We start from the raw sequence: 15,943 nt of genomic DNA, 5'->3' as shown, positions 1-15,943 counted from the left end.
CAAATCCGAGAAGTTTCTTTTTGTTGCATTGCGTTATACCCATTATACCCATTGATGCGCATGATATGTCCGCAACGGAATATGCCATTGAGAACCGAGAACTGTCCCGTTTCTCCGCTGCGGGAAAGGAGAGGATACGATTGTCTCTATTACACATTGGGCTCGATATAGGATCCACGACGGCAAAATCGGTCGTTCTCGACGATGATGACCAAATGATCTATAGCCGATATTGCCGGCACTTCGCTGACATTCGTTCGACTACGGGCTCATTGGTGTCCGAAATTCAGGAAATTTTTCATAGCTCCGACGTCACCATCGCCGTAACCGGATCGGGGGCTCTCGCTTTAGCGAAGGGAATGGAAGTTCCCTTTGCTCAGGAAGTGGTCGCGTGTTCCGCAAGCATCGGGAGATATCTAAAGGAGGTGGATGTGGCGATAGAACTGGGCGGAGAGGACGCGAAACTGACGTTTTTCGATCCCTCCGGCGCGGATCAAAGAATGAACGAAACCTGCGCGGGCGGAACAGGAGCTTTTATTGATCAGATGGCGGCGTTGCTGGGAACGGACGCAGCCGGCCTGAATGAGCTGGCAAAACACCACAAAACCCTATACCCCATTGCCTCGCGCTGCGGCGTTTTCGCCAAAACGGACGTTCAAGCTCTTCTGAATGAGGGAGCAGCCAAAGCGGACATCTCCGCGTCAATCTTTCAAGCCATCGTCGGTCAAACCATAAGCGGCCTTGCCTGCGGGAGAAAAATATCGGGAAACGTCGCCTTTCTCGGAGGGCCTCTGTACTTCCTTTCCGAGCTTCGCGCCCGTTTTATAGAGACTCTGGAACTATCTCGGGAGCAAAGCGTTTTCCCAGAAAATTCCCACCTTTTCGTCGCCATCGGCGCGGCTATTCTCGGTAAAAAAAGTGAAACGGTGGGTCTCGGCAACTTTCAGAAGAAAGCCTCCTTTTTTCTATCCACTTTTCTATCCACGAGGGAGATGGCGGGGGAGATAACCGGAAACATTTCCTCCACGGTGCTTAGCTCGCTCTTCGTCGACGGAGATTCCAAGCGGGAGTTCAAAAAAAGACACTCTGCCCATCGCGTGAAACGGACAAGCCTGGCCTCGTACTCTGGCGACGCCTATCTGGGTTTGGACGCCGGCTCTACGACGACGAAAGCCGTCTTGATCGGCCGGGACGGAGATCTGCTGTTTTCCCGATACTGCCGGACGGGTGGGAAGGAGCCCGTTGAAACGGTAAAAGAGATTCTGATGGACTTGTATTCCCAGTTGCCGGAAGGGGCACGGATTAAGAAAAGTGGTGTCACCGGCTACGGGGAAAAACTTATACAGACGGCCTTTGGCGTCGAAATTGGCGAGGTAGAGACCGTAGCTCACGCGCGCGCCGCAGGATTCGTGCTACCCGGCGTCGAGTTCGTCATCGACATCGGTGGCCAAGACATGAAGTGCTTCGGCGTGCGCGACGGCGTCATCACCCGCGTTTTCTTGAATGAGGCCTGCTCTTCCGGCTGCGGTTCGTTCTTACAAAGTTTCGCCGAAGCTCAAGGAGTGTCGGTGGAGGACTTTGCCCTCATGGCGGAGGAATCTCTCATGCCGGTGGATTTGGGGTCGCGATGCACGGTTTTCATGAACTCGCGGGTCCGGCAAGCGCAAAAAGAGGGAGCGGGCATCCACGATATTGCCGCGGGGCTCGTTTACTCAGTGGTCCGCAACGCGCTGTACAAGGTCCTGAAGCTGAAGGGAGCGGAGGAACTGGGGGAGAAAATCGTTGTTCAGGGAGGCGCCTTCAAGAATGACGCTCTGCTCCGAGCCTTTGAGCTCGTGACCGGCCGGGAGGTGGTTCGTCCAGATATCTCCGAACTCATGGGTGCCTTTGGGGCAGCGCTTCTCGCGAGAGATGGAGACAATAAAAATAATGACGACAGAGACAACAAAAATAATGGAGAAGAAAGCCGGCTGATCGAGCTGATCGATAAGAAAAGCCTCGAAACGTTGAATGGCATAACGTCCACCTCGCGGTGCGCTGGGTGCGGCAACAGGTGCCTTTTGACCTTCACGGATTTCGGAGGCGGCCGAAGCTGCGTATCGGGTAGCCGTTGCGAACGGGGAATCGGAGACAAGAAAAAAAAGGCAAACCTTCCGCCCAATCTCTGGGAAAAAAAATATCAAAGGCTTTTTGGAACCTATACCCCCCTTCCCCAGAATCAAGCTCCAAGAGGAATCATTGGAGTTCCGAGAGCGCTCAATATGTATGAGGACTATCCTTTTTGGTTCACGTTTCTCACTGAACTGGGTTTTCGCGTGGAGCTTTCGCGCGCTCACCCGGATGAAAACCTGGGCATGGATACAATCCCGTCCCAGGCCCTCTGCTATCCCGCGAAGCTCGTCCACAGACACGTGGCGGACCTTTTGTCGCGAGACATAAAGCGAATTTTCTACCCGGTCCTTCTACGAGCGCCCCGAGAATTTGCGGACGCCCATCAAAGTTTCAATTGTCCGGTGGTGGTCGGGTATCCTGATGTGGCGGCGCTCAATGTGGAAGTTTCAGGAAAAGAGGCGGACTTCATACGCCCAACGCTTCCTTTCGGTTTTTCGCTTTGGGAAAACCAAACGCTTTGGGAAAACCAAACAATGAAGGGACTTTATGAAGCCTTCGCCCATATCGGGGCATTGTCATGGGAAATGAAGGCAGCCGTCAAAAAAGCCTTGGAGGCGCAACGGATCTATAGAGCCGATGTCCAGCAATACGGAGAGGAAGCCGTCGCGTATCTCCGCAAAACCGGAGGAGCGGGAGTGGTCCTAGCCGGGCATCCCTATCACTTGGACCCTGAGGTCCACCACGGAATTCCAGACCTGATGGCAAGCTATGGCGTGACGGTGCTAACCGAGGACTCGATCTGCCACAAAACGGGAGAAATCGAGGGCATGGACCCCTTGTACGTTGTGGATCAATGGGCGTATCATTCCCGCCTCTATAGGGCCGCCACGGTGGTTGCGCGTCATTCGGACTTCACGAACGTGCAGATGGTGCAGTTAAATTCCTTCGGCTGCGGTCTGGACGCCATCAGCGCTGACCAGGTCGTGGAGTTGCTCCAGCGTGCTGGTAAGCCGCACACGCTGCTCCGAATCGACGAGGGGAAAAACAATGGGGCGGCGCGAATAAGAATTCGGTCTCTACTGGCCTCTATGAACAAGGGAGGTGGCGTCGAAAATCAGGACGATTCGGACAGGATCCCGTCTTTCTCGGATTTTCGATACCCTCGATCACCACGGACTGAGGGAGTCCGTACAATCCTTTGCCCGCCTCTTTCCGCGCATCATTTCCACTTTTTGCGGACCGCGATGGGCAAAGAGGGCTTAGATTTCCGCGTGCTCCCGGAGGGGGGACGGGCGGAAGTGGAGCTAGGCCTAAAGTACGTCAACAACGATGTGTGTTACCCCTCTATGATGGTTGTGGGGCAGTTCCTGAGAGCTTTGACGAGCGGAGAGTACGACCTCGACAGGACGGACTGTTTTTACGCCCAAACGGGTGGGGTGTGCCGGGCAAGCAATTACGTGCCGCTTCTGAGGAAGGCGCTGGACTCCGCCGGGTTCAAACGCGTCAGGGTTCTCGCCGCTAACGCTTTAAACACAAACGCCGAGGGAACCGAGAAGTTTTCGATTCCTTTACGCGCTCTTTGGAGATGTCTATTGGGCATGTTGTATGGGGACATGCTGATGAGACTGCTGTACGGAACCCGCCCTTACGAACTCGCGCGAGGAAGCGCGGAAAAACTTTACAACCATTGGGTCGCTCGTTGCGACAAAAACGTTGGAAAAGGGAAATGGGCCGTTTTCAAAGACGATATGCGGCACATGGTGTCAGATTTCGCCGCTTTGCCCGTCAACCCGGTTCCACGCCCAAAAGTGGGAATTGTAGGCGAAATCTTGGTCAAGTATCACGCGGGAGCCAACGAACGACTTGTGGATTTGATCGAGGCGGAGGGCGGCGAGGCCGTGGTCTCGGACATTGCCAGTTTTGTGCTTTACTGTGTCTTCGACCCTATTGGTTGTCGAAAAAAAATATCGAGGAGCCTGTTTTCAAGTTTTTTGAGGCAGCTTGGCGTGGGTTTTCTAGAGCGTATGAGAAATCCTATGCGTGAGGCCCTGAAGGGAACTCGCTTCGGAGAAATTCCCACCATTCGTGAATTGGCGTCCCGGAGCGAGGCTCTTGTGTCGCCCGCGAACCAGGCCGGCGAGGGGTGGCTACTCGTTGCCGAAATCATGCACTTGATGGAAAGTGGAGTCAAGAATATCCTCTGCGTCCAGCCTTTCGCGTGTCTACCGAACCACGTGACCGGCAGAGGCGTTATAAAGGAACTCAAGCGCCTTTACAGGGACGCGAATGTCCTCGCGCTGGATTACGACGCGAGCGCCAGCAATGTCAACCAGCTCAATCGGATCAAATTGCTGATGGGAACGGCCAGAATGTGAGCGTCGATGGAGAATGTTCTCCTGGGAGATTTTGACCTATTTTTGTATAGTAGGTCACCCCTTAAACTCTTGTGAACACGCCCAATAAGGCCGACAAGGCCGAGGCGCCTTTGCCCTTGGATATTTGGATATTATTAATGAAGGTCAGCGAATCCGAGAACAGGGCGGTTTGGGGCCTGGAAACGGCAACAGATTTGACGGAGCGAGCGGCGGAATTGCTATCCGCCTTTGATCGGGAGCTGAAGTACGAGGTCCTGGAAGTGGCTGTAAATATTCTCAGAGTGGGGGCATCCACTCTTAAGTGGGGGCATCCACTCTTAAAGGAGAAGACGTAAGACCGGTTTCAGTCGGCTGTCTTTGTCGATCTTACAATCTCATGACTTTAATCGTGGGAGTATGTCAATTTTGTAATCGACATTTTTATATTTGACCTCAAAAATTTCTTGACTTTGCCCTAAGAAACGATATAATTTATTTTTAGTGTGTAAAGCATGTTGTTCCTAAAGATTTTTATATGCGAAGTTTTTGTAATAGATATTTGTGACAGACAATTTAATACTCTTATCGAGAGAGGTGGAGGGACTGGCCCGATGAAGCCCGGCAACCTGGAAGTGTATCAGGTGCCAATACCAGCAGCCTATGTGGGCTGGATGATGAGAGGAAGAGAATAAAGTCAGTAAGTGGGCGCTCTTCCTTGACGGAAGGGCGTTTTTTTATGGGTTTTCGATTTTCGACATTTGATAGGAGTTGATAGTATGGCAACGGCAGAAAAATTCATTTTCTCCTCGGAGTCCGTTACGGAGGGACACCCTGACAAGGTGGCGGATCAGATATCCGACGGCATCTTAGACGCGATCTTGAAAGACGACCCCAACGGACGAGTGGCCTGTGAGACGCTTTGCACCACGGGTATGGTGATGGTAGCGGGGGAAATTACGACAAAAACCTACGTAGACATTCCAAAACTGGCCCGCGAGATTGTGAAGGAAATCGGCTATACCCGCGCGAAATACGGTTTTGACGGAGAAACCTGCGCGGTGCTCACCGCCATTGATGAACAGTCGGGCGACATTGCTCTGGGCGTGAACAACGCTCTCGAAGTGAGGGATAAAACGATCACCGAGGAGGACATCGCAAAAATCGGAGCGGGAGACCAAGGCATGATGTTCGGCTATGCCTGCAACGAGACGGAAGAATACATGCCCATGCCCATCGCTCTGGCCCACAATCTCGCTCGGCAGTTGACCAAGGTACGGCGGGACGGGCTGATTTCTTACCTGCGCCCGGACGGCAAAACCCAAGTCTCCTTGCAATACGAGGGAGGCAAGGTGGTGCGCGCCGATACCATCGTGATCTCGTCCCAGCATCACCCCGAGGCCACCCTCAAAGAAATTCGCGCTGACATCATTGAGCACGTCATTACGCCCATCGTTCCGACGCACTTGATTGACGGCAACACGCGCATTCTGGTAAATCCTACAGGACGCTTCGTGAAAGGCGGCCCCATGGCCGATACCGGCTTGACGGGACGCAAGATTATTGTAGACACTTATGGCGGCTGGGTGCCTCACGGCGGCGGGGCGTTCTCCGGCAAAGATCCCACTAAGGTAGACCGCAGCGGAGCCTATATGGCGCGTTACGCCACTAAGAACATCGTGGCCGCGGGGATCGCCGACCAGTGCCAGGTCCAGGTGGCCTATGCTATCGGCGTGGCGGAACCGGTCTCTCTGAACGTAAACACTTTCGGAACGGGAAAAATCTCTGACGATAAGATCGCGGAGCTTCTACGCAAACACTTCGATTTCCGCCCCGCCGCCAGTATTCGCGACCTGGACCTGAGAAAACCTCAGTATCGCGCTTTGGCCGCTTATGGACACATGGGACGCATCGACATCACTCCCCTACCCGGCTGGGAAAAGACGGACCGCGCTGAGACGCTGAAAAAAGCCGCGGGTGCTTGACAGCTTTACCGCTTCGCTCTAGAATCAAAGAACTTTTTACGCTGGAAAAACGAGAAAAGGGGGAATAAATGTGTTGACGCGGAACAAGTTGAATTTCGAGAAATCGCGTTTCGGTCTTCTCCTCCTTGGATTTTGTGTGCGCGCGGATTCCCTTTTCTTTGGGTCGGCGTTTTCTGGCGTTTAGCAGAGCCGAAAAGCGAAACCGAAATGAGAGGGATCCGGCGAGTTCGGATCCCTTTTTTCATACTCAGTTCATACTCAAAATGAGGGAGGTATTTGTGCATGAGCGCTTTTACTATGGCGGAGGCCATCATTGCCGCGCACAGCAAAGACCCTGTGGCGGCGGGTAACATTTGCGGGGTGAAGGTGGACTTTGCCTTCGCTAACGATATTACAGCGCCGCCCGCGATCCGAGAATTGGGCAACATGGGGGCCGAAAAGGTTTTCGACGCGGAACGCTGCGCGGTCTTGCTGGACCACTTCACGCCGAACAAGGACATCGCGTCGGCGGAGCAGTCGAAGATCAGCAGGGAATTTGCCCGCAAGCAGAATCTACTCTTCTGGGAAGTGGGTCGGGTGGGAGTGGAGCACGCTTTTTTGCCCGAACAGGGATACATTCTGCCCGGCGAGATCATCTTGGGAGCCGATAGCCACACCTGCACGGGGGGCGCGTTGGGGGCACTGGCCACGGGGGTCGGTTCCACGGATCTGGCGGCGGCTTGGGCGTTGGGGAGCACGTGGCTGCGAGTCCCGGAGACCTGTCGCGTCGATTTCGTGGGAAACCTCTCCCCTTGGCTTGGCGGCAAGGACCTGATCCTGTCCGTCATCGGCAAACTGGGAGTCGAAGGGGCGCGTTACATGGCGCTCGAATTTCACGGGAACGCGCTGTCCCATTTACCTCTGGACGGGCGCATGACGATGGCGAACATGGCGATTGAGGCAGGCGGAAAGACGGGGCTCTTCGTGCCCGACGAAACGGCTCTGACCTACGTGAGCGCGCGGGCAAAACGCGCGTATACCCCCATTTTCCCCGACAAAGACGCTGTTTACGCGAAGACGATCTCCATCGACTTGGACAAGTTAGAGCCCGTGGTGGCCCTCCCCCACTTGCCGGAGAATGTGAAGGCGGCCAAAGAATGCAAAGAGATGGAAATCGACCAGGTCTTCATCGGATCCTGCACCAACGGACGAATTTCCGATATCGAACAGGCGGCACGCATTCTGAAAGGACGCAAAGTTCACGACCGGGTGCGCTTGATCGTTATCCCCGCGTCCTACGAGGTCTACAACGCCTCTTTGGACAGGGGATACATTCGAGACCTGACCGAGTCCGGAGCGGTGGTTTGCACCCCCACCTGCGGACCCTGCCTGGGCGGCTACATGGGCATTTTGGCCGCGGGGGAACGCTGCGTTTCCACCAGTAACCGCAACTTCGTCGGCCGCATGGGCAGCCCGAAAAGCGAAGTCATCCTGGCTGGGCCTCTGGTGGCGGCGGCCAGCGCCATCCTCGGTCGTGTCGCGGATCCCAGAGAAGTCTGAATAAAAGTCTGATCTCATTCTCGATAAAAAAGAGATTGTTTCTATCTTTACTAATTAGTATATAAAGTGTAATATAATGTTATAGATAAGGCATATGATTCGAGGCAAGCGGCAGAATTTCTTGGCGTTAAAGTAAAAACTCTACAGAAGTGGGACAGGGAGGATAAATTAAAACCCGCTTCACGAAGTAAAACAAAGCGGAGGATTTATACCGAGAACCGATTAAAAGATTTTCTGCGTTTGAAGTCGGAAAATTCTCGTGTCAGAGTCGTTGCGTATTGTCGGGTTTCCAGCCAAGCTCAGAAGCCTGACTTAAGAAAACAGCAAACAGTTATTGAACAATATTGCGGTGAATTGGGGCTACGAGATGTCGAGTTTATTTGCGAAAAGGAATTGAGTCCAGAGCAAGAAATGATCCAGGATTTAATGACGATAGTTCATCGTTTTAGCTCAAGGTTATGTGGGTTACGAGACTACAAAAAATCTTTGAAGGAGGCACTGGAACATGATTCTAGCTTACAAAACAGAAATAGATCCAGTGTCTGAGCATGTTGAGAAGATTGAGCATGTTGAGAAAATTGAGAAGATACACCGGACTATCGGTGTTTGTCGTTTCGTGTATAACCTATTCATAACCACGAACCAGCAAAACCACAAAGCTGAGTAAAGCTGAAAGAGTATGGATATATACTTGTAGGAAATTAAAACGCAGGCTTAAATGAGAGCAACCTAAATTTTTTCTAAAAATTAATTTATAGAAAGAAGGTGAAACCTGCTACTGTAAAATTTGCAAACCTAGACAAACAGCGTATCAAAGTCCAGAAAGCCTACTACAGACTTGATTGTGTAAGAAAAGACAATATCAACAAAATAGTCTGTGCGCTGGTGAGGACCAAGCCAGCCTAATCACAATCGAGGATTTTAAGTATTGTAAACACTATAGAATAGTGTAACGCTATGTACAGTGGGCTACCGGGAATTTAAGCCTTTGGACTTCCGTACAAACTTGAGTAGCTTTGGCGAAAGAGGAAAGGATGAAGAAGGAAAAATCTGGGCTATTACACATTTGTGTAGGTTTTCAGTAGCAGCGAATATCCAGTGAAGACAATCTTGACGGGCAAGGTTTGGAAATACGGCGATAACGTGGACACGGACGTCATCATTCCGGCGCGCTACCTTTCCACCAGCTTGCCGGAGGAACTGGCGCCCCACTGCATGGAAGACATCGACGAAACCTTCGCGAAAAACGTACAGCGGGGCGACATCATCGTAGCGGGGAATAACTTCGGCTGCGGTTCGAGTCGCGAGCACGCTCCCATCGCCATCGCGGGGGCGGGAGTGTCTTGTATTGTAGCGATATCTTACGCGCGAATTTTCTTCCGCAACGCGATCAATGTGGGTCTTCCGATCCTCGAATGTCCCGAGGCCGTGAATGGCATTCAAAAGGACGACGTGGTCGAGGTCGACTTGGAAAAAGGCACAGTTACCGATAAAACCAACGGCAACACTTGGACGGCCAACCCCTTCCCCGTGTTTCTGCGAGACCTGATTGACTCAGGAGGGTTGGTCTCGTGGGCGCGTCGGCAGATAGAGCAGATAGAAACGAAAAGCTAGACTGAAACGGAGACGAGAGTATGAAAAACTATAAAATCGCGCTCCTGCCCGGAGATGGGATCGGACCGGAAGTTACGGCCGAGGCTATCAAGGTTGTGGAGGCGGCGGGCGCGCGACATGATTTCAAGGTGCAGTGGGTGAGCTATCCCTTCGGCGCGGGTCATTACAACCGGACAAATGAGATTCTCCCCGAATCCGCGCTGACGGAAATGGGGCTTTGCGACGCGATGATGCTGGGCGCGGTGGGTGATCCCTCTGTGAAACCGGGGATTTTAGAGCGCGGGATATTGTTGAAACTCCGCTTCCACTTCGACCAGTACATCAACTTGCGTCCGGCGCGAAGCTACAAAAACGTTCCCTGTCCCGTCCCCCTTCCAGAAGGAACTCATATCGATTCCATCGTGGTGCGCGAAAACACGGAGGATTTTTATATGGGGGTGGGCGCCGTCACCCAAGGAGGCGAAGGAGGCGGCGGTATGAAAATCCCCTTCGAAGCAGAACGTGGACCCTATAAACTTTCCGGGCGGCTGGATGCCGCCTTCGACCCCGATTGCCCGGCGGCGCTGCAAATCGGGGTTCTCACACGCCCCGGTGTGGAACGGGTGACGCGCTATGCTTTCGATCTGGCGAAACAACGGGGCGAAAAAGAGGTCGTGCTTGCCAGTAAAGCCAACGCCGTCCCCTTCCTGTACGGGTTCCTGGACGAGGAGACGAGGCGCGTCGCGGCAGAGTATCCCGAAATCGCTCTGACGATACGAAACGTGGACGCGCTGTGCTATCAACTGGCGAGAAAACCTTGGGGACACGGCGTCATTTTGTGTCCGAATCTTTTCGGCGACATCGTCAGCGACCTCTTGTCGGGATTGACGGGAGGATTAGGCCTCGGCGCTGGAGGCAATATCGGGGAAAAGCTTTCGATGTTCGAGCCCGTACACGGTTCCGCGCCAGACATCATGGGAACGGGCAAAGCCAACCCCTTGGCGGCGATTTTATGTGCCGTGATGATGCTCGACCACATTGGGGAAAACGCGGGAGCAAAGGCCATCGACGCGGCGGTAAGCTCTTATTTGGAGGAATCAGACGCCTCCGCGAAACCTATCGAACTGGGGGGCAGCGCTCTTTGTCAAGCTGTGGGAGATAGCGTAGCGGGAAAAATCGCGTAATTTCCTATCCAATTTCTTCGAGAGCGGCGGCGGCGGCGGCGAGTTCGGCGGCTTTACGGCTCGCGCCCCTGCCGCTCCAGGTTTTCCCCGCAGCAAAGACCCGAACGTGAAACGAAGGAGCGTGCGAGGGTCCCGTCACGGACAACACCTCGTAGCGGGGCAATCCCATCTCCTCGGACTGAAGACGGACCTGGAGTTTCGACTTGGCGTCCCATGCCCCGCCGTTCTTTAGGCCTTTGATTGAATTCATTTGCGAAGTCCCCAACCCGAACAGATAGCGACGGATCGTCCGGGTCGCGGCGTCGTGGCCACCATCCAGGTAGACCGCTCCCAAGACGGCCTCCATCGCGTCGGCGAAGACGGAAGGCGGCGCGGGCTTTAGGGATTTCCCCTTTAGCAGCACGCTTTCGACGTCCAGGCTCTCCGCCCACCGGACAAGGGCGTCCCGGCAGACAAACTCCACCCTATCACGAGTCAGCTCGCCCTCGGTGGCATCAGGACAGGACTCGTAGAGAACGCGGGCTACCACCATCCCCAAGACGGAATCTCCCAGGAACTCCAAACGCTCGTTGCTCTCCGCCAACCCATTTTCATGAGCATAAGACGCATGACAGAGGGCTGTTGCCAGCAACCCTCTGTCGCGAAAAAAATATCCCAGCTTTTCCTGGAAAACATGCAAATTGGAAAAATCGTCCATAAGATTATGTTGAAGGGCTTTCTTTCGGCCCGTCCGTTATCCTAGATATTTCTGAAAGGCCAGAACCCCATTGTGCCCGCCAAAGCCAAAACTGTTCACCAACACCCTGTTGATGGGCTTTTTCACTCCGCTGCCCGTGGCGATGTTGAGATCACACTCCGGGTCCGGTGTGAAGTAGTTCAACGTAGGATGCACATAACCTTCCTCAATGGCTTGGATCACCGCAATGGTCTCCAGAGCGCCGGCCGCTCCCAGGCAATGCCCGATCATAGATTTCGTCGAGTTGACCACCACTTTTTTAGCGTGATTCCCGAAAACCTTATGGATCATCAAAGCCTCGGTTTTGTCGTTGAGCGGCGTGGAAGTGCCATGCGCGTTGATGTGATCCACGTCTTCCGGCTGCCAGCCCGCCATTTCCATAGCTCTGCGGGTGGCGTAAATAGCGCCCTCCGCATTTTCGTCGGGAGCCGTAATGTGACCCGCGTCGCAAGATGTTCCATAGCCCACAAACTCCGCGTAAATATGCGCTCCCCGCGCCCGAGCGTGCTCCAAATCTTCAAGAACCAATACTCCCGCTCCCTCTCCCATGACGAAACCGTCGCGGTCCTTCTCGAAGGGGCGACTGGCCGTTTCGGGGGAATCCAAACGCGTGGAAAGCGCCTTCATGGAGGCGAACCCTGCGATGCTGATCGCCCGAAGCGCGGCCTCGGTTCCTCCTGCCAGAATCACGTCGGCATCCTCCCGCACAATGGCGTGATACGCCTCCCCCATGCTGTGGAGAGACGTGGCACAAGCCGTGACCACGCATAGGTTCGGACCCTTGGCCTGATGGCGGATGGCCACGTAGGCCGTGGACATATTGCTGATCATCATGGGAATAAAAAAAGGACTGATCCTTCTGGATCCTTTTTCCTTCATCGTCTGGAAATTGTTAAAAGACGTCTCGATGCCACCCTGACCACTACCAATATACACTCCGAATTTGTAGGGGTTCAGCGACGCGGTATCCAGGGCGGAGTCCTTTACCGCCATCTCCGCGGCAGCCACCGCGAATTGGATGACTCGATCCGACCGCCTGGCTTCCTTGCCGTCCATCCAGGAAGTTGGGTCGAAATTCTTTATTTCTGCCCCAAACGTTACAGGGCAATCACCGAGGTCGAACATCGTAATGGGGCCGATTCCATTTTTGCCCTCTCTGAGAGCCTGCCAATACGCATCCTTACCAATGGCTATGGGACTTAAAGGTCCCAGGCCCGTAACGACTACTCTTCTCATTCCCGCGTCACTCCTCGGAATATCTCTTGAGATTTTACACTTCGGAAGCTCGGGGGAAGGCATTCAAAGCGCCCTCCCCCGCAACCACCCCACGACGTTAGTCGTCGACTCCGATTTTCCCCAACGTGTAATTCATCGCCTCGCCGACGGAGGTTAGCTTCTCCGCGTCCTCGTCGGGAATCTCGATGTCGAACTCTTCCTCGATTCCCATAATCAGCTCCACGATATCCAACGAATCCGCGCCAAGGTCCTCGACGAACGACGCCTCTGGAACGATTTGATCTTCCTCCACATCGAGGCGGACCACGATAATTTCCTTGAGCCTGGAAAGGACTTCTTCTTTCTTCATTTCAAATTCACCCCCTTCCCATTATATCCTTAACACATTGTCATGCCGCCGTCAATAGCCAATATTTGCCCCGTGATATATTCGCTCTCCTCCGAGGCAAAAAACGCCACGGCCTTCGCAACATCTTCTGGTCGTCCCCAGCGTCCCACCGGGATCTGCTGTAAGGCAGCGACGCGGGCTTTTTCATTTAACACGCCAGTCATATCCGTCTCGATAAAACCGGGAGCTACCACGTTGACGGTAATACCCTTTCCCGCGTATTCCCGGGCCACCGACTTAGCGAATCCGATAAGTCCTGCTTTGGTCGCGCTATAATTGGCCTGCCCTGCGTTACCCACCAACCCCACCACAGACGCGACGCAAACAATACGTCCCCACCGGGCCCGCATCATTCCTCGAATGACCTCTTTCGTGCAGTAAAAAACGGAATTTAGATTGGCGGCAATCACGTCTTGCCACTCTTCTTCTTTCATTCGCATCAATAAGTTGTCGCGGGTAATCCCCGCGTTGTTGACCAGAACTTGTACCGCGCCCATCGACTCTTCCACGGCTTTAAACAACAACCCTACATCACCGGCCTTCGAGACATCCGCCTTGAAAGCCTCGGCCGTTACGCCAAATGAAGCGATTTCTCCACAAAGCTCCTCCGCAGCGCTGGCGCTGCTCTTGTAGTTGACGGCAATATCGAGACCTTTTTTGCCCAATTCCAGGGCAATCGCGCGTCCTATTCCGCGTCCCGCCCCCGTGATCAAAGCCACCCGGCGTTTCTCGGCATTTTTTTCCACCTTTGCTACCTTTGCCTCATTTTCCATCATATCCGTCATATCCGTCATATCCGTCATATCCGCCATATTCCTTCCGCCAGGGTCTTCGCCATTTGTTCGAGTTTCTCCGGGGTTCCGGCCGCCATGACGGTGAGTCCCTTGCGGCAACGTTTGATAAGACCGGAGAGGACGTCGCCCGGTCCCAGCTCCAAAAAGACATCTACTCCATCATCGGCCATTCTTACAATAGAATCCGCCCAACGCACGGGACTATAGCTCTGTTCGAACAGCGCCTTTCGGATCGCGTCCGCCGAGGAAAGGGGCGAGGCATCCACATTGCATACGATGGGCCATTCTGGATCTTTCCATGGATATTGCCCAAACTGAACCCTGAGTTTTTCGGCAGCCGGGATCATCAGGCGGCTGTGGAACGGAGCGCTGACGTTGAGCGGCACCGCTCTTTTCGCGCCCTTCGCCTTCGCCGCGGCGATAGCTTTTTCCACGAACTCGGCCTGGCCGGAGATGACGATCTGTCCCGGCGCGTTGAAGTTCGCCGTCTGGCACTCCATATGGGGCGCGACGGAGGAACAAACCTCCACCACCTCTTCGGCCTTCAGGCCCAAGATGGCCGCCATTGCCCCCATTCCTTCGGGAGCAGCTTCTTGCATCCACTGGCCCCGTCTGTGCACCAGTTCCACCGCGTCGCGAAAAGACAACACCTTCGCGGCTACCAGCGCGGTGTACTCACCAAGGCTATGTCCCGCCCCGCAGAACGGAGCGAGTTTCACGCCCATCTCCCGCTCCAGCACCCGTGTGGAAGCCACGCTCACGGTCATGATAGCGGGTTGCGTGACGGCCGTGCGCCGCAATTCCTCCTCCGGTCCCTCGAAGATCACGCGCGCGAGATGAAAAGACAGGGCGTCGTCGGCTTCATCGAAAATCTCTTTGGCTGAGGGGAAAGATTCGTACAAGGCCTTGCCCATTCCGACCTCCTGCGCCCCTTGACCGGGAAAACAAAGCGCATAACTCAATTGTGCCACCTCTTCATTCATTACCTTTTCATTCATTCATTGCCTTTTCATTCATTCATTGCCTCTTCATTCATTCATTGCCTCTTCATTACACTGTCTAGTCATTACCTATTTTTAAGTTGATTGGCTATATCTTTTGCCTCAGAAAAAAGTTTTTCGATGATCTCCGCCGCGGGAAGAATCTCACGCACCATCCCGGCCGACTGCCCGGCCATAAGGGAACCCCATTCCACATCCCCATCGACCACGGCGCTGCGCAGCTTTCCCGTGCCCAGGCGTTCGATATCCTCAGGGGAGGCACGAGAGTTTTCAATTTTTTCAAACTCCGCCGTCAGCTTGTTGCGAAGACAGCGCACGGGGTGTCCGGTACTTTGCCCCGTGACGGCGGTGCTACGGTCCCTGGCGTTCAGTATGGCTTTCTTGAAATTCTCGTGGACGGTGCACTCTTTGCAACAAATGAAGCGCGTCCCCAACTGAACGCCTTCGGCACCCAGAGCGAAAGCCGCCGCCACTCCGCGCCCGTCCGCGATGCCGCCCGCAGCAATGACCGGAATGTTCAGAGCGGAGACGACCTGGGGAACGAGGGTCATCGTGGTCAGCTCCCCGATGTGTCCTCCGGCTTCCATCCCCTCGGCCACCACAGCGTCCGCGCCTTGTTTCTCGACGCGTCTGGCTTGAGCCACCGAGGCAATCACGGGAATGACCACCGTTCCCAGCGGCTTAAGGCGATCCAAAATCTTGCCGGGGCTGCCCGCTCCCGTGGTGACAATGGGAACCTTGTGTTTCTCGGCCATTGCCAGGGCGTCGGGTGTCGTAGGGGACATCAACATGATATTGATCCCAAAGGGGCGATCCGTCAGCTGTCGCGCTTTCAAAATCTCCCGCTCCAGTATCTCCGCCGGCATCGTGGCCGCCGCGATGATCCCCACCCCGCCGCCGTTACTGACGGCCGCGGCCAGTTCGGCGTTGGCGACCCAAGCCATGCCTCCCTGCAACAGAGGATATTGCGTTCCCAGCAGCTTACAAACCCGGTTGTTTTGCCTCATTTTTCCATCATCTTTTC

The 15,943-nt window shown here is 54.3% G+C and carries 14 protein-coding genes and 1 riboswitch; of the genes, 8 read left to right on the top strand and 6 right to left on the bottom strand.

Annotation, left to right across the window (positions count from 1 at the left end; all coding sequences use genetic code 11):
* The first annotated feature begins 65 nt into the window (after positions 1–65).
* The 8 genes from LBJ36_10070 (at position 66) to LBJ36_10035 (ending at position 10,764) form a co-directional block, all read left to right on the top strand.
* Positions 66–4,487, top strand: a complete 4,422-nt coding sequence (locus tag LBJ36_10070; GenBank protein MDR1379379.1) for an acyl-CoA dehydratase activase — start codon at positions 66–68, stop codon at positions 4,485–4,487.
* A 71-nt stretch (positions 4,488–4,558) separates the two neighbouring features.
* On the top strand, positions 4,559–4,822 hold the full coding sequence (locus LBJ36_10065; GenBank protein ID MDR1379378.1) for a hypothetical protein: 264 nt from the start codon (positions 4,559–4,561) through the stop codon (positions 4,820–4,822).
* 223 nt (positions 4,823–5,045) lie between these two features.
* Positions 5,046–5,147, top strand: a riboswitch (SAM riboswitch).
* Between the two features lie 95 nt (positions 5,148–5,242).
* Positions 5,243–6,448, top strand: coding sequence for a methionine adenosyltransferase (metK, locus tag LBJ36_10060; protein ID MDR1379377.1), 1,206 nt, complete (start codon positions 5,243–5,245; stop codon positions 6,446–6,448).
* A gap of 282 nt (positions 6,449–6,730) precedes the next feature.
* Positions 6,731–7,987 carry a 3-isopropylmalate dehydratase large subunit gene (locus LBJ36_10055; protein ID MDR1379376.1) on the top strand — a complete coding sequence of 419 codons (1,257 nt, stop codon included), beginning with the start codon at positions 6,731–6,733 and terminating at the stop codon, positions 7,985–7,987.
* 81 nt (positions 7,988–8,068) lie between these two features.
* Entirely contained in the window at positions 8,069–8,533 is a 465-nt protein-coding gene (locus LBJ36_10050) for a MerR family transcriptional regulator (GenBank protein MDR1379375.1), read from the top strand.
* A complete protein-coding gene (locus LBJ36_10045; GenBank protein ID MDR1379374.1) occupies positions 8,493–8,654 on the top strand; it encodes a helix-turn-helix domain-containing protein in 162 nt (53 codons plus the stop codon). Before LBJ36_10050 ends, LBJ36_10045 begins: the two co-directional genes overlap by 41 nt.
* Positions 8,655–9,085: 431 nt before the next feature.
* Positions 9,086–9,601, top strand: a complete 516-nt coding sequence (locus LBJ36_10040; protein MDR1379373.1) for a 3-isopropylmalate dehydratase small subunit — start codon at positions 9,086–9,088, stop codon at positions 9,599–9,601.
* A gap of 20 nt (positions 9,602–9,621) precedes the next feature.
* The gene (locus LBJ36_10035; protein MDR1379372.1) at positions 9,622–10,764 is read left to right on the top strand and encodes an isocitrate/isopropylmalate dehydrogenase family protein; all 1,143 of its coding nucleotides are present in this window, start codon (positions 9,622–9,624) and stop codon (positions 10,762–10,764) included.
* 4 nt (positions 10,765–10,768) lie between these two features.
* Here the strand turns inward: LBJ36_10035 and rnc are convergent, their stop codons facing one another.
* The 6 genes from rnc to fabK form a co-directional block, all read right to left on the bottom strand.
* On the bottom strand, positions 10,769–11,461 hold the full coding sequence (gene rnc / locus LBJ36_10030) for a ribonuclease III (protein ID MDR1379371.1): 693 nt from the start codon (positions 11,459–11,461) through the stop codon (positions 10,769–10,771).
* 36 nt (positions 11,462–11,497) lie between these two features.
* A complete protein-coding gene (gene fabF, locus LBJ36_10025; GenBank protein MDR1379370.1) occupies positions 11,498–12,736 on the bottom strand; it encodes a beta-ketoacyl-ACP synthase II in 1,239 nt (412 codons plus the stop codon).
* A 97-nt stretch (positions 12,737–12,833) separates the two neighbouring features.
* The gene (gene acpP, locus LBJ36_10020) at positions 12,834–13,085 is read right to left on the bottom strand and encodes an acyl carrier protein (GenBank protein ID MDR1379369.1); all 252 of its coding nucleotides are present in this window, start codon (positions 13,083–13,085) and stop codon (positions 12,834–12,836) included.
* Positions 13,086–13,114: 29 nt separating this feature from the next.
* Positions 13,115–13,897 carry a 3-oxoacyl-[acyl-carrier-protein] reductase gene (fabG, locus tag LBJ36_10015; protein MDR1379368.1) on the bottom strand — a complete coding sequence of 261 codons (783 nt, stop codon included), beginning with the start codon at positions 13,895–13,897 and terminating at the stop codon, positions 13,115–13,117.
* A gap of 26 nt (positions 13,898–13,923) precedes the next feature.
* On the bottom strand, positions 13,924–14,916 hold the full coding sequence (gene fabD / locus LBJ36_10010; protein ID MDR1379367.1) for an ACP S-malonyltransferase: 993 nt from the start codon (positions 14,914–14,916) through the stop codon (positions 13,924–13,926).
* Positions 14,917–14,984: 68 nt separating this feature from the next.
* Positions 14,985–15,926, bottom strand: coding sequence for an enoyl-[acyl-carrier-protein] reductase FabK (gene fabK, locus LBJ36_10005; protein MDR1379366.1), 942 nt, complete (start codon positions 15,924–15,926; stop codon positions 14,985–14,987).
* Between the last annotated feature and the right edge of the window lie 17 nt (positions 15,927–15,943).

The organism is Synergistaceae bacterium (genome assembly GCA_031267575.1).
Classification (GTDB): domain Bacteria; phylum Synergistota; class Synergistia; order Synergistales; family Aminobacteriaceae; genus JAIRYN01.
The sequence above is the reverse complement of the archived record's forward strand: the minus strand, read 5'-3'. Positions and strand labels throughout refer to the sequence as shown.

Coding starts and splice junctions, on each gene's coding strand:
- LBJ36_10070 (MDR1379379.1), top strand. CDS start 66: ATGTCCGCAACGGAATATGCCATTGAGAACCGAGAACTGTCCCGTTTC.
- metK (MDR1379377.1), top strand. CDS start 5,243: ATGGCAACGGCAGAAAAATTCATTTTCTCCTCGGAGTCCGTTACGGAG.
- LBJ36_10055 (MDR1379376.1), top strand. CDS start 6,731: ATGAGCGCTTTTACTATGGCGGAGGCCATCATTGCCGCGCACAGCAAA.
- LBJ36_10045 (MDR1379374.1), top strand. CDS start 8,493: ATGATTCTAGCTTACAAAACAGAAATAGATCCAGTGTCTGAGCATGTT.
- LBJ36_10035 (MDR1379372.1), top strand. CDS start 9,622: ATGAAAAACTATAAAATCGCGCTCCTGCCCGGAGATGGGATCGGACCG.
- rnc (MDR1379371.1), bottom strand. CDS start 11,461: ATGGACGATTTTTCCAATTTGCATGTTTTCCAGGAAAAGCTGGGATAT.
- fabF (MDR1379370.1), bottom strand. CDS start 12,736: ATGAGAAGAGTAGTCGTTACGGGCCTGGGACCTTTAAGTCCCATAGCC.
- acpP (MDR1379369.1), bottom strand. CDS start 13,085: ATGAAGAAAGAAGAAGTCCTTTCCAGGCTCAAGGAAATTATCGTGGTC.
- fabG (MDR1379368.1), bottom strand. CDS start 13,897: ATGGAAAATGAGGCAAAGGTAGCAAAGGTGGAAAAAAATGCCGAGAAA.
- fabD (MDR1379367.1), bottom strand. CDS start 14,916: ATGAATGAAAAGGTAATGAATGAAGAGGTGGCACAATTGAGTTATGCG.
- fabK (MDR1379366.1), bottom strand. CDS start 15,926: ATGAGGCAAAACAACCGGGTTTGTAAGCTGCTGGGAACGCAATATCCT.